The following is a 22,613-nucleotide window of genomic DNA, read 5'->3' on the forward strand; positions in this document are numbered from 1 at the left end:
TACAGAGGCAAAACTTTAGAAGCCCAGCTACCTTTTGGTAGCTGGGCTTCTTCTATTATCCTAAATATTTATAAATGCGGATCAACGACTTTCAACTGCAAGAGCAGCTAGTCTATATCCTTGTATGATTTTTGACTTCGCAATTGATATAATGCTTTATCGAGCATTTGTTTATTCTTTTCCATAATTTCTATTTTTCTAGGTATAGGCTCGTAGAGAGGATGAGGATCCATCCAAGTTGGGATAAAGGGAACCGGTGATTCTGGACTCCATTTTTCTATCCAAGTTTTTGGTAGATCTCCTGTTGGAGATTGGATATCATTCATCTCCATCCAAAGCAAAGACCAGGCTCTTGGGACAACTCTCCAAATGTCATATCCGCCTCCACCTACAGCAATCCATCGACCATCACAATATTTATGTGCTAATTCATGAGCAAGCTTAGGTATTTCCCGATAAATATTCATCGTTCCATACAGATGGGTAAGAGGGTCAAAATAATGGGCATCTGCACCATTTTGACTTAGAATGACATCTGGCTTAAACCACTCTACAATCTCAGTAAAGCTAGTACGATATATATCTAGAAACGACTCATCCTCTGTGAAGGCATCAATAGGAAAGTTAAAAGAAGTACCATAACCTTCTGCTGTCCCTCTCTCAGTAATATTACCTGTTCCGGGGAAGAGATATCTTCCAGTTTCATGAATGGAAATAGTGCAAACATTTGGATCGTCGTAGAAGCTCCATTGTACTCCATCACCGTGGTGAGCATCTGTATCTATGTAAAGAACACGAGCATTAAATTTTTCTTGCATATACTTGATAGCAACAGAACTATCATTATACACACAAAACCCAGATGCTCTGCCTTTGAAGCCATGGTGTAACCCACCACCTAAATTTATTGCATGCGTCGATTTTCCCTCCATAACATAATCAACGGCAGTTAAGGTGCCCCCAACTAAACTAGCGCTTGCCTCATGCATATGAGGGAAAATGGGAGTGTCTTCCGTACCTATCCCATAACTCTCGTATTTAGAGGTATCACCAGTTTCGAGGCTAGCTTTTTTTACTATATCAATATAGCTAGGGTCGTGCACTAGACTCAGTTCTTCGTCAGTGGCTATGCGAGGTGCAACGATCTCTGAAGTTGATAATGCATTCATTTCCTTTAGAAGGTCTACAGTAAGTGTCAGACGTTTTTGGTTAAAGGGATGTGTATCGGAAAATTTATAACCAAGCTGATTCTCTGAAAAGATAAAGACGGCATTCTTTTTCATACAATCAATCCCGGTTGACTTGGCCATAAAACTTCAAACCCAGCATCTTTTACTGCCTGCACTAATTTAAGAGTATTCATCGTTTTAACGCGTAGAACTAAAATTTTATACTCACTATCGTTTTTATCAGGATATACTAATACACTAAGTAAATTCATTTTTTGCTCATAAAATACCTTAGATATTTCAAATAAGACACCAGGTCGGTTGGGCACTCTTATTTCCATTTGGGATCCCGGCTGGTGGACACCAGTTAACTCTATAAATTTATAAAGAAGATCAGATTCTGTAATCATGCCGACTAACTTTCCTTGGCTTGTGATAGGCAGGCAGCCAATTCGATTGTCGTAAAAAATACATGCGGTTTCTTCCACGAAATCTAGCGGATGTCCTGTTATAGGATTCTTAGTCATAATTTTTTCTAATGGCATATTTAAAACATCCGCATCTTGTATAACTTGAAGGGAGGAGGGGGTTGCTTCCTTTAAGTCACGATCAGTTACCACCCCTAGTACTTCACGTTCCTCGTTAATAATTGGTATATGCCTAATACGTTGTTCTTTTAAAACTTTTAAAGCATCATTTATTGTATGTGATGGTGTTAAAGTAGGTACTGATGTATTCATGATTTCTTCTACAAGCATAAAACCAAACCCCTTTATAAGAAATTTAAAACATCTTTGTTAGTACATAAAACGGTTCATAAAGCGCAGCTGATCAAATTGCTGAATGGATTCATTGTCAACTCGACTTCCAATTTTGGCCATCAAGCAATTGGCAGGATGTGAGCTAATCTCTGGATCGTCAGTAGCGTAATATTCAAGCCCTCCGGCCATCATCATTTTCTCCATCATCTTTCGATACTCCCATACATTTAAACCAGTTCCCTTTAAGTCCCAATGCCAGTAATACTCAGTCGTGATCGTAATGTAATCCTCCATTGCGTCATCCATCATTGACACACGAAGTAATTCTTTTCCAACGCCGGTTCCACGAAATTTTGGAATGACTTCAATAGCACCTAATTCTATCAAATTTTCCATATTCCCTTGGGACCATCTTTCTAGTGGATCTGGATGGAGGAACGTACAGTATCCGACAATCATATTCTTATCTCTGACAATGATAATCCTGCCTTCGGGTAATTTTGCAATTTCGATAATTGCCTTATGCTGTTGTACAGGATTACGGAACGCTATTAACTCTTCATGGAAAGTCAGATTTGCTAAATCTTCAGATGGTACCGGTCCTTCAATAACGATAGTGCCATGTTTCGTATCTTTCTCTATCGAATTAAAAACTTTTTTGTGTTCCACATATTCACCACCTATAATTTAGTAACAGTTGCCACTATTATACATGATTTTTTATGAAGAAAGGGAATTCTATAAAACTGTAACAAAAGATTCTAAAAAGTAAAAACATTAGCATTATTTAATGAGAGTATTGTAGAATATAAGAGTGTATATTTATAGAAAGGGTGAATGGGATGAAAATCGAAGCGCTACCTGTAGTACAAGAGGAGTATCAATTAAAGGACTATGATGCTACTGCACGAGATTTCCAATGGGAAGAAGCCGAAAAGACTTTTACTTGGTATGAAACAGGGAAGGTGAATATGGCATACGAAGCGATTGATCGTCACGCAAAATCAGATAAAAAGGACAAAGTTGCACTTTACTATCAAGATGCTGATCGTAAGGAGTCGTATACTTTCGGTGATATGAAAACTTGGACTGATAAAGCTGCAAACGTTTACAAAGAGCACTCTAACCTAGCAAAAGGAGATCGTCTTTTCATCTTTATCTCAAGATCTCCGGAGTTATATTTTGCGTTGTTAGGAGCAGTAAAAATGGGAACAATCGTTGGCCCATTGTTTGAAGCCTTTATGGAGGGGGCAGTATATGATCGTCTTCTTGATAGTGAGGCAAAGGCCATTGTAACCACACCTGACTTGCTAGGAAGAATACCATTGGATCGCCTACCAGATTTAGAAACTGTTTTCTTAGTAGGAGACAATATTAAAGAAGATGATAAGTTTATAGATTTTAATAAGGCTCTAAAAAATGCATCTGATGCTTTTGAAATCGAGTGGGTAGATAAGGAAGACGGACTAATTTTACATTATACTTCTGGCTCCACCGGGAAGCCAAAAGGAATTTTACACGTTCATTATGCGATGGTACAACAATACCAGTCCATGAAATGGGTTATGGATATAAGAGATGATGATATATATTGGTGTACAGCTGACCCGGGGTGGGTTACTGGAACATCCTATGGAATTTTTGGCCCTTGGCTAGCAGGAACAACTTCACTTATTTTAGGTGGACGTTTTTCACCAGATGCTTGGTATAAAGCAATAGAAGAATATAAGATTACTGTTTGGTACAGTGCTCCAACTGCATTTCGTATGTTAATGGGGGCAGGGGATGGTATCGTGAAGAAGTATGATCTTACCTCCCTACGCCATGTATTATCGGTTGGTGAGCCACTAAACCCTGAAGTTATTAAGTGGGGCATGCAGGTGTTCAATAAGCGAATTCATGATACTTGGTGGATGACAGAAACAGGTGCTCAAATGATTTGTAACTATGGCTGCCTTCCTATTAAGCCGGGCTCTATGGGTAAACCATTACCAGGTGTAAAAGCTGCTATTATTGATAACAATGGCGTGGAAGTTCCGCCATTTACAATGGGTAACTTGGCTATCAAAAAAGGCTGGCCATCTATGATGCGTCAAGTTTGGAAAAACCAAGAAAAATTTGAATCCTACTTTATTAATGATGAGTGGTACTTCTCAGGTGACTCTGCCTATATGGATGATGATGGCTACTTCTGGTTCCAAGGTAGAGTGGATGATGTAATTATGACTTCTGGTGAGCGAGTTGGGCCATTTGAAGTGGAAAGTAAATTATTAGAGCATCCTGCTATTCTAGAAGCAGGTGTAATAGGTAAGCCAGATCCAGTGCGTGGAGAGATTATTAAAGCGTTTGTTGCTTTAAATGAAGGGTATGAGCCTTCTGATGAATTGATTGAAGAAATTCAACAATTTGTGAAGAAGGGTCTTGCTGCTCATGCGGCTCCAAGAGAAATTGAGTTTAAGGATAAGCTTCCTAAAACTAGAAGTGGTAAGATAATGCGCCGAGTCTTAAAGGCTTGGGAATTACAACTTCCGACTGGCGACTTATCTACGATGGAAGATTGATAATAAAGGTCGTAGCATTGAAAAAAATGCTACGGCTTTTTTTTATGAATGATATAAATAACATTTACATAAAAATGGCTATGTAAAAGGTCATGATTGATTTTTCGTGGGGTGGTATAGTCTGAATTATACGAAAACAAAACCTGTTACTTTGTAATAAAGTTTAATCAAAAATATCCACGAACCCATATTTTACTGTAAACAAGAAGAATCCATTTTGAAAGAAAGTTTGATCAAAATAGATTCTTCTCTTGCATATTTTAAATATCGGTATTATAAGTAAAGTTTAATCATTTTATATGTATATTTAGTCACATACGGGTGTTATTTGGTTTTGAGTTCTAGAAAAGAGGTTTATTCAACAATCTCACTTTCAATGGGACCTTCTGTAAAATCCTTTTTTTTGATTTTATATCCTATATATAAAATCAAAAACCATATAGGTGCTACAACTAATGCTATTCGCATGTCCTCAATAAATCCAATTAAGACAATGACAAGCGCTAAAAATGTTAATGCTAGATAGGTTGAAATTGGATATAACGGCATTTTAAATGCTAGTTTTTCTATTTCTTTTTTTGTTTTTGATTGTCTGAATTTTAGTTGGGCAATCAGGATAATCGTCCAGCTGGTAATAACCGCAACCGTGGCAACAGCAGAAATATACAAAAACACTTTTTCAGGAACAATATAATTCAAAACTACTGCGACTAATAAAAACAATGAAGAGAACAGGATTCCACGTCTTGGACTACCATTTTTGCTAAGCTTTCCGAAATATTTCGGACCGTTATTTTGCAGTGATAAATTGTGTAACATTCTGCCAGAAGCGAATAACCCACTATTAAAAGCAGATAATGCTGCTGTTATGACAACAAAATTAATTATATGCGCAGCACCTGGAATTCCTACCTTTTCAAAAATTAAAACAAATGGGCTCCCATTTGTGCCTACCTCATTCCAGGGATATATAGCCATCATGACTCCTAATGCACCAATATAAAAAATTAATATCCTCCAGATAACATTGTTGATGGCCAACGGAATTGATTTTTGAGGATTTTTCGCTTCCCCTGCCGTAATTCCAACTAATTCTATCCCTCCAAATGAAAACATCACGAGGACCAAGGACATTACAATACCGTTGATTCCATTTGGCATGAACCCTCCATGAATCCAAAGATTGTCCAAACCGATTGGCTGTCCTCCGTTCCCGATTCCCAGGAAGATGATTCCTAGTCCAAGGAGAATCATTCCGATAATGGCTACAACTTTAATCAGTGCAAACCAGAATTCAAACTCTCCATATGCTTTTACATTAGCAAGGTTTATCAGTGTAATTACGATAAGTACAGCCAGTGCTACCAGCCACTGTGGAATATCAGGAAACCAGTAATTCACATAAACACCAGTCACCGTTATTTCTGCCATCCCAACGACAACCCACATAAACCAATAGGTCCAGCCAGTTAAGTAACCTGCAAACGCCCCTAAATATCGATGTGCATATGAACTAAATGAACCAGAAACCGGTTCGTCCACAGCCATTTCCCCAAGTGCTCTCATAATGGTAAAAATAACTAAGCCTCCGACTAAATATGAGAACAAAATGGATGGACCAGCCATTTGAATGGTTGCACTCGAACCATAGAACAATCCAACTCCAATTGCACCTCCAAGTGCAATTAACTGGATATGCCTATTATCTAAACCCCGTTGAAGTCTCTGATTTTGATTACCTTTACTCAATCATTATTCCTCCTTAAAATATTATTTCTAATATTGCAAGGATATAAAAAACAAAGTATAAAAAAAACGCCCTTTTGGATTAACCAAAAGGACGATTCAACTCGTGTTACCACCTTTAATGCATAAGCAACTCATATTGCTTACCTTTGTAAGTACAGTCATCTGACGATACTTTAGCACATGATTACGGGTGCTAAGCCGGTGTAGCCTACTAAGGAATCCTATTCAGTACACTGCTCCAAGATGAATTCACAATCGTTCAACATGCACCTCTCATCAACCGGTAACTTTCTGTCTGTTTGCATGATTGCTACTATTTCTTATCATAGCCTTTATTCTTATATCCCGAAATGTTTTAAACAAATCTTCGTTATGCAAATATTAATTATATATTATATTATAGATTAATTTAACTTTGTCAATATAAAATGTTCTGCTTCAACTCCCTCAGTTTAATACGATTTTCTTTAAATATGTTATTCAAGAATAGGGCCCTGATATAGATATTAACTACCATCAGACTGTTAGCCTGATAGGCAAGTTTATTTCTTTTATTCCTTTAAAGATACAGAACAAGAATTTAGAGTTAGATATGCAATCAGTTGAATAAAAGAAATCCAGCCTCATATGTTGCTTAACAGATTCTGTATAATAATTTTATTCTTTGAAGGAATTCATTTATGAAATAGAGAACTATAGTGTGAATGACAATACTATAGTAGAGGTGAGTAATATGGGGTTTCAGGCTGATAAGATATTCGTAAATTTAGCAGTAAAAGATTTAAATAAGACTAAGGAATTTTTTTCTAAATTGGGGTTTGAATTCAATTCCCAGTTTACCAATGAATTTGCAGCAAGCATGATTATTAGTGATAATATATTTGCTATGTTGTTAGTTGAAGAACATTTTAAGACTTTTACGAAAAAAGAAATCGCCGATTCTACAAGAAGTAATGAAGCGATCTTGGCACTATCTGTTGATAGTAAAGAAAAAGTCGTTGCGATTGTAAACAAGGCTTTAGAAGCAGGCGGGAAACCTTCAATGGATCCACAAGACCATGGGTTTATGTATGGATGGAGTTTTGAGGATATTGACGGTCATCTTTGGGAGCTTTTTTACATGGATGAAAGTGCAATAAAATAATTTATTCTAAACATTAAGTAACTCACAATAAACCGAATGAGGAAGCTGGCACATGGTGTTGGCTTTTTTGTCGTACATAATGAAGATTATGTAGAACAGAGTTACAGTTGCTTATTAAACTATTGGGAGCTTTACTTTAAGAAGAGGCTATTGCCTTTAACATTCAGGTTTTTATGGTAATGTGGAGGAATTTAAGGTGGTTGATCAATGAATATTAAAAAAATTTTAGCATTTTTATTAATTGCAAGTACTCTTTTTTATGTTTCCTATCTTATGGTGTATAAACTTTCATTTTTACCAAATGGATATGATATTGAAGAAATAAAAAAAGATTATGTTTCGCTAATATCATTCAATTTCTTAGGAGTTGAAAAACATATAATAACTCTGCTCTTTTCTGAGGATGACACTTGGAAAATTGATGAAATTGAATATGCAGTAAATAGACAAAAGGAATTTTTATGGCTGTTGTTTTCTTTTGTTACTATTTCAGGATTTTTGTTGATTTATAAGGTTCTAAATGGATTAAAATTATGGAAAGCAGTCTTAGAAAGTAATATTGTTTTTGCTGTTTTGTTACCTCTTCTTCCTGTTCTAAACTCATTGAATAGGTTATTTGACTTAATCTCCTGATTACTCAACTACCGATTGCTTTACTTTAAGAAATGTAAAGCCTTTTTTCTTATTGTACTAACGGTCAGTATTGTTCAATAATCAAAGAGAAACATTTATTAAAAACAGGTGAAAAGTAGATGAATAGCCCCAGTTGATACTGTTGGGGAGATGAGTAAGAATATAAAAATAATTTATTGCAAAATTAGTGAAATGATTCTTTTTATTACGGGCAATGCTAGTATCTTACTATTTTAATCATCCCTTTGTTAATACTAGAATTTCAATACAGGATAATGCAAGATAACATGAATTTAGGAGGCATTAAATTTGAAAATCCAAAAAATAGATCATGTTAGTGTAATCGTAAATGATCTCTCTGCCGCTAAAGAGTTTTTTCTCGATTTTGGACTTGAGGTGAAAGGGGAATGGGAAATGGAAGGAGAGTTGATGGGATATGCAGTTAGGCTTAATAACGCTAAAGTAGCGTGTGTAGGATTGGGAACACCAGACGGTCAGACATGGATAGAGCTAATCAAATTTTATTCACCGTCAGATGAAAAAGATATTCAGCAAACCTTTGCTAATACCCTTGGTATCCGTCATATTGCATTTACTGTTGAAGATCTTGAAGCTGTTGTTGCTAAACTGAAAAAGAAGGGTACGGAAATATTTAGTGAGATACAGCGATATGAAGAAAGTTATAAATTATGCTACGTTCGTGGTCCAGAGGGAATTATTTTGGAGTTGGCTGAAGAAATCAAATAAGCAGTGTAAAAAATTGTTACTTTCTATTTTTTTAGTTTGTGAAGAAATGTACTTAAGCTAACGAGTGCTTTAGCAAAACAAGATCATCATTTTATGAGGGTCTATTTTTTATCTAATCATCCAGTTGACCTCAGAAGAAATCCATTGTGAAATATTACACTTAAACTAAAGCGATAGTTTAGTTGAAGAAGTTTTTTTCGATTGTGATAAATAATATTTGTAAATTATTGAACAAAAATTTTTATTTTGTGCTCTCATCGCGAAATCAAAAAACAATCTCTTGAAATTTCCCAACTAAAGAAAATAAGGATGTACTCTGGTAGGAAAGCTTAGTATTAAACGTTCAGAAATTAGTGGTCTTGGTTATAATAACAATGTTTTCAAATTTATTGCGATAATTAGACCTTCTACTATATTATAAACGATTGAAATATATGTGATAATTCTTAATGATTTGGGTATTAATACTTGGAGATAATTGTTTTGACTCGTGGGTATCCATGTATTAAGATAATGATTACCAAGTATGTTTATCTGAATTAGGAGGAATCATGACATGAAAAAATTTAGCTATTTGCTATTATTGATTATTTCTGCTGTGCTAGTGTTAGCGGCATGCAGCGGCAAAGAGAACGGAAACGAAGGCGGAAATGGAAATCAAAACGAATCGGGCAATGCTGATGGGGATCTGCTAGCGAAGGTAAAAAACAGCAGTGAGCTATTGGTCGGTACTGAAGGAACATACGCACCTTTCACATTCCATGATGAGTCTGGTAAGTTGACTGGGTTTGACGTTGAGATTGTAGAAGAAATTGCTTCACGCCTTGGCGTAAAGGCAAAATTCATGGAAACACAGTGGGATGCAATGTTCCCGGGTCTAGATTCAGAACGTTTCGATATGATTGCCAACCAAGTGGGAATTAAACCAGAACGCCAAGAAAAATATGATTTCTCTGACCCATATATTTCATCATCTGCAGTATTGGTAACACAAGCAGACAACAATGACGTTAAAGCATTTGAAGATATTAAAGGCTTGAAATCTGCTCAATCCCTTACAAGCAACTACGGTGAAATAGCGAAGTCATATGGGGCTGAATTAGTTGGCATTGACGGGTTCATTCAAGCAATTGAATTGTTGAATTCAAACCGTGTAGATGTAACCATCAACGATAAATTAACTGTACTTGATTACCAAAAACAAAAACCTGAAGCAAATATCAAGATTGTAGCAGAAGCTGACGATGCTGCACAAAGTGGTTTGATGTTCCGTAAAGGAAGCGAAACACTAGTGGAAGCTGTAAACAAAGCATTGAACGAAATGATCGAAGATGGCACGTACAACGAAATTTCTGAGAAATGGTTCGGCGAAAATGTTTTGGAATGATCCTGATAAAGTGGAGCGCTATATAGATATTGCTCAATCTTCTCTCCTCCCTCTGCTGGAGGGTGCTGTTGTATATACGCTCCCATTGACGCTAATTACATTCGTTTGTGGACTTGTACTAGCAATTCTTACAGCGTTGGCTAGAATATCAACCATCAAACCGTTCCAATGGATTGCACGCATTTATGTCTCCGCCATTCGGGGAACGCCTTTATTGGTACAGTTGTTTATTCTATTTTATGGTTTGGGATCAGTTGGGGTTGTCATTGACCCGTTCCCAGCCGCTGTTATTGGGTTTTCATTGAATGTGGGGGCATACGCTTCTGAAGTGATCCGTGCGGCTATCCTATCTATCCCTAAAGGGCAGTGGGAAGCTGCACAAATGATAGGGATGACATATTCCCAGACATTGCGCCGAGTGATTTTGCCTCAGGCTACAAGAGTATCCATCCCGCCTCTTTCGAATACATTCATCGGTCTGGTGAAAGATACTTCTTTGGCATCTGCTATTCTAGTAACCGAAATGTTTAGAAGAGCGCAAGAGATTGCGGCATTCAACTATGAGGTCCTATTACTTTATACTGAGGTTGCTATCCTGTATTGGATCATCTGTTTCTTGCTTTCGCTTGTCCAAGGTAGATTGGAAAATCGATTCGATCGCTACGTAATGAAATAAATCTATTTAACGGATGAAGTAGAAAGGAGAATAGGATTGATAAAAATTAATGGACTGCACAAACGATTTGGCGACCTTGAAGTTTTGAAGGGAATCGACCTGGAAATCGATCAAGGTAAAGTGGTCGTTGTCATCGGACCTTCAGGTTCTGGAAAAACGACTTTGCTTCGCTGTCTGAATATACTGGAAGTCCCTTCGGCTGGAAGCATTTCCATTGACGGCCAAACGATTGATTTTTCCAAACCTGTACCTAAGAAAGAAGTTGATTTAATCAGAAGAAAATCAGCAATGGTTTTCCAGCACTACAATCTTTTCCCTCATATGACGGCACTTCAGAACGTCATGGAAGGGCCGATGATCGTGCAACAGAAATCAAAAGAAGAAGCCCGTCAAAAAGCAACACAATTATTGACTAAAGTAGGGCTGGGAGACAAACTTGACTATTATCCACATCAGCTTTCTGGCGGACAACAGCAGCGTGTAGGGATTGCCAGAGCCCTTGCGCTAGAGCCAAAAGTAATGCTTTTCGATGAACCGACTTCTGCACTGGATCCCGAGCTCGTAGGGGAAGTACTGCAGGTCATGAAAGATCTCGCAGGGACGGGCATTACCATGGTCGTAGTTACCCATGAAATGCGGTTTGCAAACGATGTAGCATCTGAAGTTATCTTTATGGATCAAGGGAAGGTCGTCGAACGAAGCCAGCCGTCCGAGATGTTCACAAATCCTAAAGAAGAGCGGACACGACAGTTCCTGAATTTGATTCAATAATGAAAAGCCCTTTCCTCAATTCAGTGATTTATTGAGGTAGGGCTTTTATTATGATTAGGTGATGGGAAGTCTATTTTCCTGTTCTGTTCTTTCTACAGAGCGATCGAGCATCAACTGGTTCTTGCGTTGAGTAGTTATATGGTTAATTTTGAACTTGTGAACTTTTATTAGACCAAATTTTGGGGTTTCGATTGGTATTATACTACTTAATGCAACATTGATTTGGAGAAATAAAAAAGTAATGTTAATCGATTTTTTAAGAGGGGGAGAGATAGAACTTCCCCATCCTCACACGTCGTTTTTAACGTTCTAAAGATGTGAGTATATAAAGAAGGCGGTGACTTTTGTCACCGCCTTCTTCTTTATTAGTTACGGAGTAGACTCTTCTGGTGTAGTTGGCTCTACAGGAGGAGTGATAATTACATCACTTCCGCCACCATTACCATCACCAGGGGCAGGCTGCTCAGGCTCTTCTCCCACTGGCTCCTCGGGAGGAAGAACTGGGATTACTGGATCTGGCGCATTCAAAGTAGTTATATTAGAAGCACCAGACTGTAGACCAGTGATATCTACTGTTACTACCACATATTGTCCAGGAGAAGTAATTTGATGACTATAGTTTTCCGCCTCGAGCTTAGTCGTTATAAGAACTCTGTTTCCATTCACCACTTGATATACACGATAACCAACTACATCATTAGAAGCTGATTTCGTCCAAGTCATTGTGTTTCCTGAAAGAGAGGTGACAACTGGAGCTGGTGGAGCACCGTCTGCCTCAAATACTTTTTCTGATACGACATTGCTAGCAAATGATGAGTCGTTCGGGAATAGCTTACTAGCGTCCCCACCAAAGCGACCAAGCATTCGTTTTATAAAGCTCTCACTTACTCCATGTCCACCTGCAACAACAAATTCACTTGGAGTAGAGTCCAATGAACGGTACTTACTTCCGTTGATGACTACGTAAGACGATGATATTAAACTATCATCAGCCTGAGTAGGCAACATCACCTTTGCATTAAATAAGTCAGATTTCACAAGACCTGCTTGTTCACATGCAGTAGAAGGTGCTAGACCAGAAATACCACAGAATGACCTAGATACCACTCCATCAGGTGCTTTGAAAGCGTTTGGTGCATCCACAAGCTCGGGGTTGATATCGTACATTGCATTCATCATATTGGACCAAAGTGTATTAATACGAACGCTTGGGTGTCCATAACGGTTGTTCATATGGAATAGCGTAAGCTTTTGCTCGTCATAACCTAGCCAGACACCTAAGGAAACATTAGGGTTATAGCCTATTAGCCACGAATCACTGTGTCCTTGTGTTGTACCAGTTTTTGCTCCAAAATCTGATTGGAATTTTAGACGAGAATTTGCTAATTTAGCTGTACCTTGTGTCATAACATCTCTTAAAATATCAGTCATAATGTAAGCTGTCTGTGGACTAAAAACATCGACAGGCTCTACTTTGTGCTGGTAAATAAGATTCCCTTCAACATCTTCTATCTTTTCAATCATATATGCATGAATGAACTGACCATTATTAGCAAAAGTTCCATATGCATTTGTAGTTTCTTCTATAGAAGCTCCTTTTTTCATACCACCAATAGAAAGTGCAAGGTTAGCATATTCATCTTCTTCAATGCTTTTGAAGCCCATTTTCATCATGAAATCAGTTGGCTTTTTATCCTTTATTTGATCGTAAAGTCTAATGGTCGATAAGTTTTGGGAGGTAGTAACTGCTTGTCGAGCTGAAATAATTCCTAACTCCTGAGCAGTTGTATAGTTAGTTGGTGCCCATTTGTTTCCGTTATCATTAATATTAAATTTAACATCTGCAAGGGGGCTTCCGGCTCCGATAACACCGTATTCAAGAGCAGGTGCATATACTACCAATGGTTTAATAGTAGAACCCATTGAGCGCACAGCCTGAGTAGCATGATTATATTGCTCTACATTATAATCACGTCCACCTAGGAAGGAAAGAATCCGACCGGTTCCGTTTTCAATCAGCATACTGCCGACTTGGACAGGAAAATCTTTTGTAATTGTTTCTCCAGTAGTAGGGTCCTTCACACTAATATTAGTATAAGTATGACCATAGGATTCAAATTCGTCCCTTACTTGAAGCATTTTCTCATACATATCTTTGTTGATAGTAGTATGAATACGATAGCCACCAGTGCTTGCAGCACGTTGAGCCATAATATTGTACTTCTCGATTAGAGGATCACCGTTTTCCAAGGCCTCTAAATCGACTCCATCCTTTTCAGCTAGCTGAACGCTTAAAATATCTCGTACTCTCTTTTCAATCTCAAAGGTTAACCAAGGATATTTTTCTTCTGGAAGAGCTTCCTTACTTCTAAAATCTTTTGTAATATCATAGTTAACAGAAGCTTCATATTCAGCTTCAGTTATGTAACCTGTTTCTTTCATACGATATAAAACAACCTTCATACGGTCAATTCCATGCTGTAACGATTCTCCTTCTTTTAAAACACCACCATTACTAAAAGGCGTATATTTGAATGGGGCTTGGGGAATCCCAGCAATGTATGCAGCTTGAGGAAGTGTAAGGTCTTTCGCCTTCACATTAAAAATTCCCTGTGCGGCAGTTTCAATACCAGCGATATTACGACCGTTAGCGTTTCTTCCATAAGGGATGATATTTAGATAGGCTTCTAATATTTCATCCTTAGACATAAATTCCTCTAATCGCATGGCTAAGAGAATTTCTTTTGCTTTTCTTTCATAAGAAACTTCATTTGTTAAAATTTGATTTTTAATCAGCTGTTGAGTAAGTGTTGAACCACCTGTTTGCGTATCTGAGTTTGTCATGTCTTGTAATAGACCACGGATGATTGCTTTAGGAACTATTCCATTATGAACTTTAAAATATTCATCCTCTGTAGCTAGGACAGCATCAATGACATATGGGGAGACATTCGATAATTTTGTTTCAGTTCTTTCTAAATCTGTTCTAAGTTTCCCTAAGTAGACATCTCCAGCGAAGTATATTTCTGAGGTTTCTTCATAATTAAACACAGCAGCTCGCATTTTTTCTTTTTCTCGTAAAGGTTCATCCTTTATTAAAGAAGTAAAATAACCTGCCCCAACAGAAGCGGCAAATATTCCAAGTGTTAGACCAACTACTAAAAATATTAAGCATAAGTTCCACACTACACTTGAAGATATACGCAATCTTCTTGCCCATTTGGTTGATTGCCAGGCATCTACTTTCTCTTTATATAAGTGGAATTTCTCCATCCATTTATTCATTAATTTCTCGACCTCCAAATCAACAATATTATATCATAGTCCTATATTATAGACGATAGTTATTGACATACGATTCAAATTAGGTAAAATAGGTATAACATTTAACGAAGAAAAGTCCGAAGTAGTGCTTATACATACTGTTTAGAGAGCTAACGGTTGGTGAAAGTTAGTCGGTGGTTAAGATGCGAATTACAGGCTTGGAGTTATACGTCGTCACAACGTTACATGTGAAAAAGCGGAAGGATTGTTCCTTCAAGCTGGGTGGTACCGCGCTAACTAATAAGCGTCCCTGCATGATTTTTATCATGCAGGGACTTTTTGTTTTTTGGCAATTAAATCAGTACTGCCTTTTCCAATAATAAGGAGGAGACAAAAATGACAAACTCATTAATTGAAGACCTGCAATGGAGAGGACTTTTGTATCAGCAAACTGATGCAGAAGGAATGGATGAGCTTCTATCCACTGAAAAAGTATCCTTATATTGTGGAGTTGACCCAACTGCAGACAGTATGCATATTGGTCACATTGTTCCGTTATTAACACTTCGCAGATTTCAAATGCATGGTCATCGTCCAATTCTTTTAGTCGGCGGAGCTACTGGAATGATTGGTGACCCGTCTGGTCGTTCAGAAGAAAGACAACTACAAACTACCGAACAAATTGATTTAAATGTTCAAGGGATTAAAAAGCAAATGGAACGTATTTTTGATTTCCAATCTGAAAATGGAGCACAGATGGTAAACAATCGTGAATGGATTGGACCTATGTCTGTTATCGAATTTTTAAGAGATTATGGAAAGCTTATTAATATCAATTATATGCTAGGGAAGGATTCTATTGCTTCACGCTTAGACTCAGGACTTTCCTTTACAGAGTTTGCCTATACATTAATTCAAGGAATCGATTTTAATCACTTATTCAATCATTATGGCTGCCGAGTTCAAGTGGGTGGATCAGATCAATGGGGCAATATTACGACTGGTTTAGAAATAATTCGTAAAACACATGAGGAAGAAACAAAGGCATTTGGCATTACGATTCCTTTAGTGACTAAAGCAGATGGTACTAAATTTGGTAAATCAGCTTCAGGTTCAGTATGGTTAGATGCACAAAAAACATCTCCATATGAGTTCTACCAATTTTGGATAAATACAGCCGATTCAGATGTTATTAAATACTTGAAAATTTTTACTTTCCTTGAGAGAGAGGAAATCGAAGGATTAGAAGTAACTGTACAAAATGAGCCACATTTACGTAAAGCTCAAATGACTTTAGCAGAAGAAATGACTCGCTTGATACATGGTCAAGAGGCGTTGGATCAAGCAGTGAGAATTTCTCAAGCATTGTTTAGTGGAAACCTAAAGGCGCTTACAGCGGACGAAATGAAGGATGCTTTTAAGGATGTTCCATCGGTAGAAATGACAAAGGATGAAAAAAATATAGTTGATTTCATTGTAGAAGCAACTGTATCTCCATCTAAAAGACAAGCACGTGAAGATGTAACTAATGGTGCTATTTCTATAAATGGCGAAAAAATTACAGAAGTTGGATATGTTGTAGGGCAAGTGGACAGATTAGAAGATGAATTTATGATTATTAGAAGAGGTAAGAAAAACTATAAAATGATTAAATTTGTATAATATTTTAGTTGCTTCTCATACTAATGGGAAGCAATTTTTTTTGTTAAAAATTAGCCTTTTATACGATTTTTATTCAACTTTTTTAAAAACATGCCAAATATTTATGTTATATAGAAAAAGTTTCATGCTTTTCATTAAAAAGGTTAAATTTTGAACGTTTTAAAAAGTTTATATAAATAGTGGACAAAATAGGTGAAAATAAGTAACTATATAGTATAGAATAAGATTTAGGAACACTTCACCTAAAATAATTAAAATAAATTCTTATTATTTTTGAATATATTAGCTTTTAAAAAAAGGGGGTTAGTAAACATGGAAGCGAAAAAATATGTACTAAATCATTTCGATGATTTTTTTGTTATTCTTTTTGGGAAAAATGATAAAGCTGATAAGCTAGTTATTTTAAAAGAGAAGTTTACAATCGACGCAAAAGAAGGAGATCTTTTAGAGATTTCTATTAACGAAGATAAGACAGGATATGATTTTAAAATTATTCATGAGGAAGCCGATGATAAAAGACAAAGATTATTGGACTTAATCGAGAATATGGAAAAGAACTAAAAACCTTGAAGCTGATTTAGCTTCAAGGTTTTCTTTTTGAAAAATAATCTTTGGGGAAATAGATTAAAATAGTAAATTATTTAGTTGATTAAGTAGTGGGAAATCATGAATTATTAAAGGGAAATCTGGAAAGACATCGAATAGTAAATACATAATATACAAAGGTAGGAGGACACATATTGGGAACATCGTTATTAAATGGAGTAGAGGGAATTTTTATTCCTGTGAAGAATCCAGCTGTTTCAGCACAATGGTATGAAACCGTTCTAGGATTTAAGTTAAATTATATTGAAGAAGAAGCAGCTGTCATGAAAATATCGAATAATTCACCGACTGTCGTTTGTTTAGTTAAAGTAGAAAATTATACGCCTATGAAATTTCCTTCCAATAATTTTGGAGTGGGGAAATATGTTAACTTTATACCAGAAAATATTGAGAAACTTTACGATGAGCTAAAAAACAAAGGAATTGCAGTAAAACCCCTTGAAGGTGATGAGGAAAAGAAATACTTTACGTTTTTTGATCCGGATGGTAATCCACTTGGTGCTTGTCAGTAAAAGAGGAGGACAATTAAATGTATACAACTGTAAATGATGTAGAAGTTTGCTATGAAATATACGGAGAGGGGACTCCTATTTTAATGCTTCATGGATTTTCACCAGATATGGAGCTGATGAAGGGTTGCATGGAGCCGTTTTTTCAAAAAACTAGAAGATCTTATAAAAGGATATACATAGATTTACCGGGGATGGGAAAATCAAAACAATTTGCTCATCTAAACAATACAGATGATTTAATGGAAGTAGTTATTGGTTTTATAGAGAAGGAAATGCAAAATGAGCCATTTTTAATTGCAGGAGAGTCATACGGTGGCTATTTAGCTCGTGGAGTTATTGCCAAAAATAGGTTTCCTATTCTAGGTGCTTTCTTTATTTGTCCTGTTATTAATGCAAACCATGATCAAAGGACACTTCCTGTTAAAAATATAGCAGAAAGAGACGAATGTTTCTTTAAAAAATTGTCTAGTAATATACAAAAAGAGTTCGAGAATAACTGTGTAGTATTAAACGAACTAACATTTAATCGATGGACTGAAGAGGTTGTTGCAGGAATGAAGCGAGGGGATGTAGCGTTTTTACAGAAAATCGCCGGTAACTATGCCTTTAGTAATTGGTTTGAAGAGCCACAATTTAATAATCCTGCTGTGTTTTTACTTGGAAGGCAGGATGACGTGGTAGGTTATCAGGATGCACTAGACTTAAAAGAAAATTTTCCTAGCGCATCCTTTGCAATTTTAAGTGGGGCTGGTCATAATTTACAAATTGAAAGGTCTGTTCTATTTAATGCTTATTTAACCGATTGGTTGAATCGTTGTGAACAAAATAAATGATCTTTTGTTACATAAGTACGCTAAAGAAAGATGTCTGTAGAAATATATCGTCAATTGATTAAAGAAAAGGCAACTTTATATTGTGAGCTATTATATATTGCTCTTTTTTATAACTTAACTAAAGAGGTTACTGCAAATTAAGGAGTTTAAGTTTAAGAATGAATAATGAATTTAATATACAAAAGCAGTTTTACAGGATCTATAAAGGATATATTACTGTATCTGAATTTGAAGAATGGCTTTATAAAACAAAAGAAATAGAAAGTATTTATGGCTCTAATTTTTACTTTGATTTACTTGATTTGAATTATAGAAAGAAATACATAAAAAATGAATTATTGAATCTTATCGAGACGAAAATTCCGTTTTATGCATTTGAACAGGAACGAATCATGTCACTCTTGGAAAGCATAATAAAAGAAAAGAATGACTTAGTAGATATTTTAGAACAATTATATGAGGATTATTGTAGTGGATACACATTTCTACGATATTTAGGTCTTACCTATATTACTGGAATTGATGCCATTCCCAAGGTAGAACAAAAAGATGAGTGGGATAAAAATGAATTTGACCGTAAAAGAGAACTACTTAATAGTATTAAGCCCAAGGTTATTAATGAAGCTATGCGTTTATTATCTTTTTATCAAAAAGGTTTGAAAAAGATAACGGAGGAAAATGATTATAGCGATTATCGAAGGGAGGAAGATCGAATAGAGCTTAATAATATTGAAGGGATGTTTAAAGAATAAATTTAGGACACTAACAAAAGAATAGCTACTAAAGTGTAGGTATTTTTAATTGAATTCCTTAAACTTCCTTGCAAATTGATGAAGTATAGAGAGGGTAAAGCTTTGTAAAAAAACTAGACAACCAAGATTGTCTAGTTTTTTTCATTTATAATCTTTTATTTATTAAAAATATCTTCGATTTCATCTAACATAATATTAGCTGCTAAAACTCCACCTGCTGTATTCCAAATAGCATCACTTACTTCATGAACATTTCCGCTTTTAACAGCATTTAAATTATTCCAAAGAGGATCGTTTGTCCATTCCTTTGCGGTATCTAGGGCAGCTTTATCACCTTGTGGTGCATATGTGAAGTAGAATAGTACGTCCCCGTCCATTTTAGGAATAACTTCTTTGCCTACTTCTATAGCTAAATTCCCAAGCTTGTTATCAGCAGTAAAAAGTTCGGTTTGTTGTGAAGCACGTTTAAATCCTAATTCTTCAAAAATTACGCCGGAGAAAGAATCAGTATAATAAATTCTAGATTGGCCTGCCATGAAGCGTACAATAGAAATTTCTTGATCAGTTTTATCCCCAAGACTCTGTTTTACTTCATCTAGATGTGCGTCAAACTGACTTAATACTTCATTGCCTTTTTCTTCAAGGTTTAACGCTTTAGCATATAATTTAAAGTTTTCTTTCCAATCGCCTCGTAAAGTATCAGAAAATACAGTTGGGGCAATTGCACTTAGTTGATCGTATACAGCTTCTTGACGCACTTTGGTTCCTATAATTAAATCAGGTTTTAATGCTGCTATCTTTTCTAAATTTACCTCTTGCTCTACTCCTACAACTTCTACGTCCTTCATCTCGTCAGTGATGTGGTCGTACCAAGGATCTCCAAGCCAAGATTGAACAGCACCAACTGGTTTCACTCCTAAAGAGAGCAGGGCTTCCGTGCCTTCGTTAGTAAGAATTACAATCTTTTCAGGTGTTTTTTTGAGTGTAGTACTACCCATTGCATGTTCTACTGTGTAGCTAGTGTCGTCTTGTTTTTCTTTACCAGTTGTAGTATCTTCTTCTGTTTGCCCACAAGCTGCTAATAGCAATAAAGAAAATATAGAAATAATAGCGAAAAAAGGTTTTATTTTATTCAATTAGCTTACCTCCTAAAGTTAAATATTAATGATAATCATTTTCAATACAAACCTTATAATAGTTCTCTTGTAAACTTATGTCAATATGAAAATGAAAATGATTCTCAAACTCATTGACACTCTATATAACATGCAATAGACTAGAGGTAAATAGTGTAAATTTACGGATAATAGAAAGGTTACTTTTATGTTATTAAAAACGAACGGACAAAGACTAGTGGGACTAATTATTGTCATTTCTATACTAGTCTTCTTAATGTGTGCAAGTGTTATTTATGGATATACACAGACATCTTGGAAAATGGTGCTAGATGCTTTTCAAAATAATAATGGTTCAAACGAACATATTGTAATTGAAACAGTTAGACTCCCAAGAGCTCTAATCGCTGCAGCTGTTGGAAGTAGCTTAGCTATTTCTGGCGTTTTAATGCAAACTCTAACGAAAAATCCGCTTGCATCGCCTGGGATTTTTGGCATTAACGCTGGAGCAGGGTTTGCAGTAGTTTTAGCAGTAACTCTTTTCTCAGTAACTAATCTTCAAGCATTCGCTTGGATTTCTTTTTCAGGAGCTGCTGTGGCAGCAATTGCAGTATATACAATCGGTTCTGCAGGAAGAGAAGGACTTACACCAATGAAGTTAACTTTAGCTGGAGCAGCTATGTCAGCTATGTTTGCTTCTTTTACCCAAGGATTTCTTGTCATTAATGAGGCTGCTTTTGAGCAGGTGTTATTTTGGTTAGCTGGATCAGTTGAAGGTAGAAAGATGGAAATTTTATTAAATGTTTTTCCATATTTACTGTTAGGTTGGATAGGATCTTTTATTATAGCTTCTAAAATGAATGTTTTATCTATGGGAGAAGATGTTGCCAAAGGTCTAGGAGTAAACACTGGATTTTTAAAAATAATAGTTGCTATTATCGTTATACTCTTAGCTGGAGGATCTGTAGCTATCGCTGGACCAATTGGCTTTATTGGAATTGTTATTCCCCATCTAACTAGATATATCGTTGGTATCGATCATCGTTGGCTTATACCTTTTTCAGGTCTTCTAGGAGGAATTTTGTTGTTGGTTGCAGATATATTCGCCAGATATATCATCATGCCTCAAGAAGTTCCAGTAGGAGTTATGACTGCTATCATAGGGACTCCATTCTTCATTTACATTGCAAGAAAGGGGTTTAATGCACGATGAATCAATATAAAAATTTTAGAGTGTTTAAAGGAAAAGTATCCTTTCTATTAGATAAAAAAGCTATATTCATATTAATGAGTCTCCTAGTAATTACAGGAATTGTTTTTATCGTAAGCACAGGTTTAGGTGATATGAAATTAAGCCCCTTAACCGTTCTGAGTGTTTTTTTTGGTGGTGGAAGCGATTTGGAACAACTTGTAGTTCAATCCTTTCGTTTGCCTAGAATTATTGTCGCATTAATGGTGGGGATTGCTTTAGCGGTAGCTGGTGGCATCCTTCAAGGGATGATTCGAAACCCTTTGGCATCGCCTGATATTTTAGGGATAACAGGCGGTGCATCTGTGGCTGTTGTTAGTTTTTTAACTTTATTCAGTGATACAAATAATTCTCTGACAGTAAGTATTAAATGGTTACCTCTCGCAGCGTTTGTTGGCGCAGTGGTCATTGCACTACTTGTATATTTTCTTGCGTGGAAAAATGGCGTATCACCTATAAGAATAGTACTTATCGGTATAGGGATATCTGCGCTCATGCAAGCATTAACTACATTGATGATGATTATGGGACCGATTTATAGAGCAAGTCAGGCGAATATATGGATAACTGGCACAGTTTATGGTTCTAGTTGGAATAATGTTGCTATATTAGTTCCATGGACGATTATTTTTATAGCTATTGCTTTTTTTATGGTTAAAAATATAAATATTTTAGAGCTTGGAGATGACATAGCTACTGGAGTAGGAGGACGCATTCAACGCCACCGTTTCGTTCTATTATTAATAAGTACTGCTCTTGTAGGAGGGGCTGTAGCTTTTGCAGGTGGTATTGGTTTCGTCGGTTTGATGGCTCCACATATGGCAAGAAGGCTAGTAGGCTCTTCATTTGGAGCACTTTTGCCTGTATCTGCATTAATAGGTGGAATCCTAGTCATGCTGGCTGATCTAATTGGAAGAACGATGTTTTCTCCCTTGGAAATTCCTGCAGGTGTATTTACGGCAGGAATAGGAGCACCTTATTTTATTTACTTATTGTTTAAAACTAGGAATGCTTAAATGTGA

20 protein-coding genes and 2 other annotated features are annotated in these 22,613 nt (G+C 36.3%); of the genes, 14 read left to right on the plus strand and 6 right to left on the minus strand.

Going from position 1 to position 22,613, the window contains the following annotated elements:
* Window positions 1–107: 107 nt before the first annotated feature.
* From ACQKNZ_RS08065 to ACQKNZ_RS08075, 3 genes are read right to left on the minus strand one after another with little or no spacing between them, the layout of a single operon-like run.
* On the minus strand, window positions 108–1,310 hold the full coding sequence (locus ACQKNZ_RS08065) for an acetoin utilization protein AcuC (protein WP_151113479.1): 1,203 nt from the start codon (window positions 1,308–1,310) through the stop codon (window positions 108–110).
* On the minus strand, window positions 1,280–1,927 hold the full coding sequence (locus ACQKNZ_RS08070; RefSeq protein WP_144535279.1) for an acetoin utilization AcuB family protein: 648 nt from the start codon (window positions 1,925–1,927) through the stop codon (window positions 1,280–1,282). The genes ACQKNZ_RS08065 and ACQKNZ_RS08070 overlap by 31 nt, the downstream gene beginning before the upstream one ends.
* Window positions 1,928–1,966: 39 nt before the next feature.
* Window positions 1,967–2,599 carry a GNAT family N-acetyltransferase gene (locus tag ACQKNZ_RS08075; RefSeq protein WP_427659058.1) on the minus strand — a complete coding sequence of 211 codons (633 nt, stop codon included), beginning with the start codon at window positions 2,597–2,599 and terminating at the stop codon, window positions 1,967–1,969.
* Window positions 2,600–2,772: 173 nt separating this feature from the next.
* Here ACQKNZ_RS08075 and acsA point away from each other — a divergent pair, with 173 nt between their 5' ends.
* On the plus strand, window positions 2,773–4,491 hold the full coding sequence (acsA, locus tag ACQKNZ_RS08080) for an acetate--CoA ligase (protein WP_427659060.1): 1,719 nt from the start codon (window positions 2,773–2,775) through the stop codon (window positions 4,489–4,491).
* Window positions 4,492–4,845: 354 nt separating this feature from the next.
* Here the strand turns inward: acsA and ACQKNZ_RS08085 are convergent, their stop codons facing one another.
* Window positions 4,846–6,240: an amino acid permease gene (locus ACQKNZ_RS08085; RefSeq protein WP_427659062.1), complete on the minus strand. Its 1,395-nt coding sequence runs from the start codon at window positions 6,238–6,240 to the stop codon at window positions 4,846–4,848.
* Window positions 6,241–6,324: 84 nt separating this feature from the next.
* Window positions 6,325–6,576 (minus strand) — a binding site (T-box leader).
* Window positions 6,577–6,973: 397 nt separating this feature from the next.
* On the opposite strand from ACQKNZ_RS08085, the gene ACQKNZ_RS08090 reads away from it, so the two are divergent.
* From ACQKNZ_RS08090 to ACQKNZ_RS08115, 6 genes are all read left to right on the plus strand, one after another.
* Window positions 6,974–7,384, plus strand: a complete 411-nt coding sequence (locus ACQKNZ_RS08090; protein ID WP_427660128.1) for a VOC family protein — start codon at window positions 6,974–6,976, stop codon at window positions 7,382–7,384.
* 207 nt (window positions 7,385–7,591) lie between these two features.
* A complete protein-coding gene (locus ACQKNZ_RS08095) occupies window positions 7,592–8,017 on the plus strand; it encodes a hypothetical protein (RefSeq protein ID WP_427659064.1) in 426 nt (141 codons plus the stop codon).
* Between the two features lie 309 nt (window positions 8,018–8,326).
* Complete coding sequence (locus ACQKNZ_RS08100; protein WP_427659066.1) at window positions 8,327–8,764, plus strand: VOC family protein; 438 nt, start codon at window positions 8,327–8,329, stop codon at window positions 8,762–8,764.
* Between the two features lie 556 nt (window positions 8,765–9,320).
* Entirely contained in the window at window positions 9,321–10,151 is an 831-nt protein-coding gene (locus tag ACQKNZ_RS08105) for an amino acid ABC transporter substrate-binding protein (protein ID WP_151113490.1), read from the plus strand.
* The gene (locus ACQKNZ_RS08110; RefSeq protein ID WP_144535296.1) at window positions 10,138–10,827 is read left to right on the plus strand and encodes an amino acid ABC transporter permease; all 690 of its coding nucleotides are present in this window, start codon (window positions 10,138–10,140) and stop codon (window positions 10,825–10,827) included. The genes ACQKNZ_RS08105 and ACQKNZ_RS08110 overlap by 14 nt, the downstream gene beginning before the upstream one ends.
* Window positions 10,828–10,863: 36 nt before the next feature.
* A complete protein-coding gene (locus ACQKNZ_RS08115) occupies window positions 10,864–11,598 on the plus strand; it encodes an ATP-binding cassette domain-containing protein (RefSeq protein ID WP_144535298.1) in 735 nt (244 codons plus the stop codon).
* A 369-nt stretch (window positions 11,599–11,967) separates the two neighbouring features.
* Here the strand turns inward: ACQKNZ_RS08115 and ACQKNZ_RS08120 are convergent, their stop codons facing one another.
* Window positions 11,968–14,883, minus strand: coding sequence for a transglycosylase domain-containing protein (locus tag ACQKNZ_RS08120; RefSeq protein WP_427659069.1), 2,916 nt, complete (start codon window positions 14,881–14,883; stop codon window positions 11,968–11,970).
* A 98-nt stretch (window positions 14,884–14,981) separates the two neighbouring features.
* Window positions 14,982–15,177: a binding site (T-box leader), on the plus strand.
* A gap of 81 nt (window positions 15,178–15,258) precedes the next feature.
* Here ACQKNZ_RS08120 and tyrS point away from each other — a divergent pair.
* The 5 genes from tyrS to ACQKNZ_RS08145 all read left to right on the plus strand — a co-directional run bounded on the left by tyrS (window position 15,259) and on the right by ACQKNZ_RS08145 (window position 19,227).
* Window positions 15,259–16,524 carry a tyrosine--tRNA ligase gene (tyrS, locus tag ACQKNZ_RS08125; protein ID WP_144535302.1) on the plus strand — a complete coding sequence of 422 codons (1,266 nt, stop codon included), beginning with the start codon at window positions 15,259–15,261 and terminating at the stop codon, window positions 16,522–16,524.
* Window positions 16,525–16,836: 312 nt separating this feature from the next.
* Complete coding sequence (locus tag ACQKNZ_RS08130) at window positions 16,837–17,085, plus strand: DUF3006 family protein (protein WP_154310330.1); 249 nt, start codon at window positions 16,837–16,839, stop codon at window positions 17,083–17,085.
* 179 nt (window positions 17,086–17,264) lie between these two features.
* A complete protein-coding gene (locus tag ACQKNZ_RS08135) occupies window positions 17,265–17,642 on the plus strand; it encodes a VOC family protein (RefSeq protein WP_144535306.1) in 378 nt (125 codons plus the stop codon).
* Between the two features lie 17 nt (window positions 17,643–17,659).
* Window positions 17,660–18,475 carry an alpha/beta fold hydrolase gene (locus ACQKNZ_RS08140; RefSeq protein WP_427659071.1) on the plus strand — a complete coding sequence of 272 codons (816 nt, stop codon included), beginning with the start codon at window positions 17,660–17,662 and terminating at the stop codon, window positions 18,473–18,475.
* Window positions 18,476–18,633: 158 nt separating this feature from the next.
* Complete coding sequence (locus ACQKNZ_RS08145) at window positions 18,634–19,227, plus strand: hypothetical protein (protein ID WP_427659073.1); 594 nt, start codon at window positions 18,634–18,636, stop codon at window positions 19,225–19,227.
* A gap of 155 nt (window positions 19,228–19,382) precedes the next feature.
* Here the strand turns inward: ACQKNZ_RS08145 and ACQKNZ_RS08150 are convergent, their stop codons facing one another.
* Window positions 19,383–20,363, minus strand: a complete 981-nt coding sequence (locus tag ACQKNZ_RS08150; protein WP_427659075.1) for an ABC transporter substrate-binding protein — start codon at window positions 20,361–20,363, stop codon at window positions 19,383–19,385.
* 187 nt (window positions 20,364–20,550) lie between these two features.
* Here ACQKNZ_RS08150 and ACQKNZ_RS08155 point away from each other — a divergent pair, with 187 nt between their 5' ends.
* Together ACQKNZ_RS08155 and ACQKNZ_RS08160 are read left to right on the plus strand one after the other, a co-directional pair.
* Entirely contained in the window at window positions 20,551–21,555 is a 1,005-nt protein-coding gene (locus ACQKNZ_RS08155; RefSeq protein WP_154310336.1) for a FecCD family ABC transporter permease, read from the plus strand.
* On the plus strand, window positions 21,552–22,607 hold the full coding sequence (locus tag ACQKNZ_RS08160) for a FecCD family ABC transporter permease (RefSeq protein WP_151113504.1): 1,056 nt from the start codon (window positions 21,552–21,554) through the stop codon (window positions 22,605–22,607). Before ACQKNZ_RS08155 ends, ACQKNZ_RS08160 begins: the two co-directional genes overlap by 4 nt.
* Window positions 22,608–22,613 lie beyond the last annotated feature (6 nt).

Source organism: Psychrobacillus sp. NPDC093200, assembly GCF_050280345.1.
In the GTDB taxonomy this organism is placed as follows: domain Bacteria; phylum Bacillota; class Bacilli; order Bacillales_A; family Planococcaceae; genus Psychrobacillus; species Psychrobacillus faecigallinarum.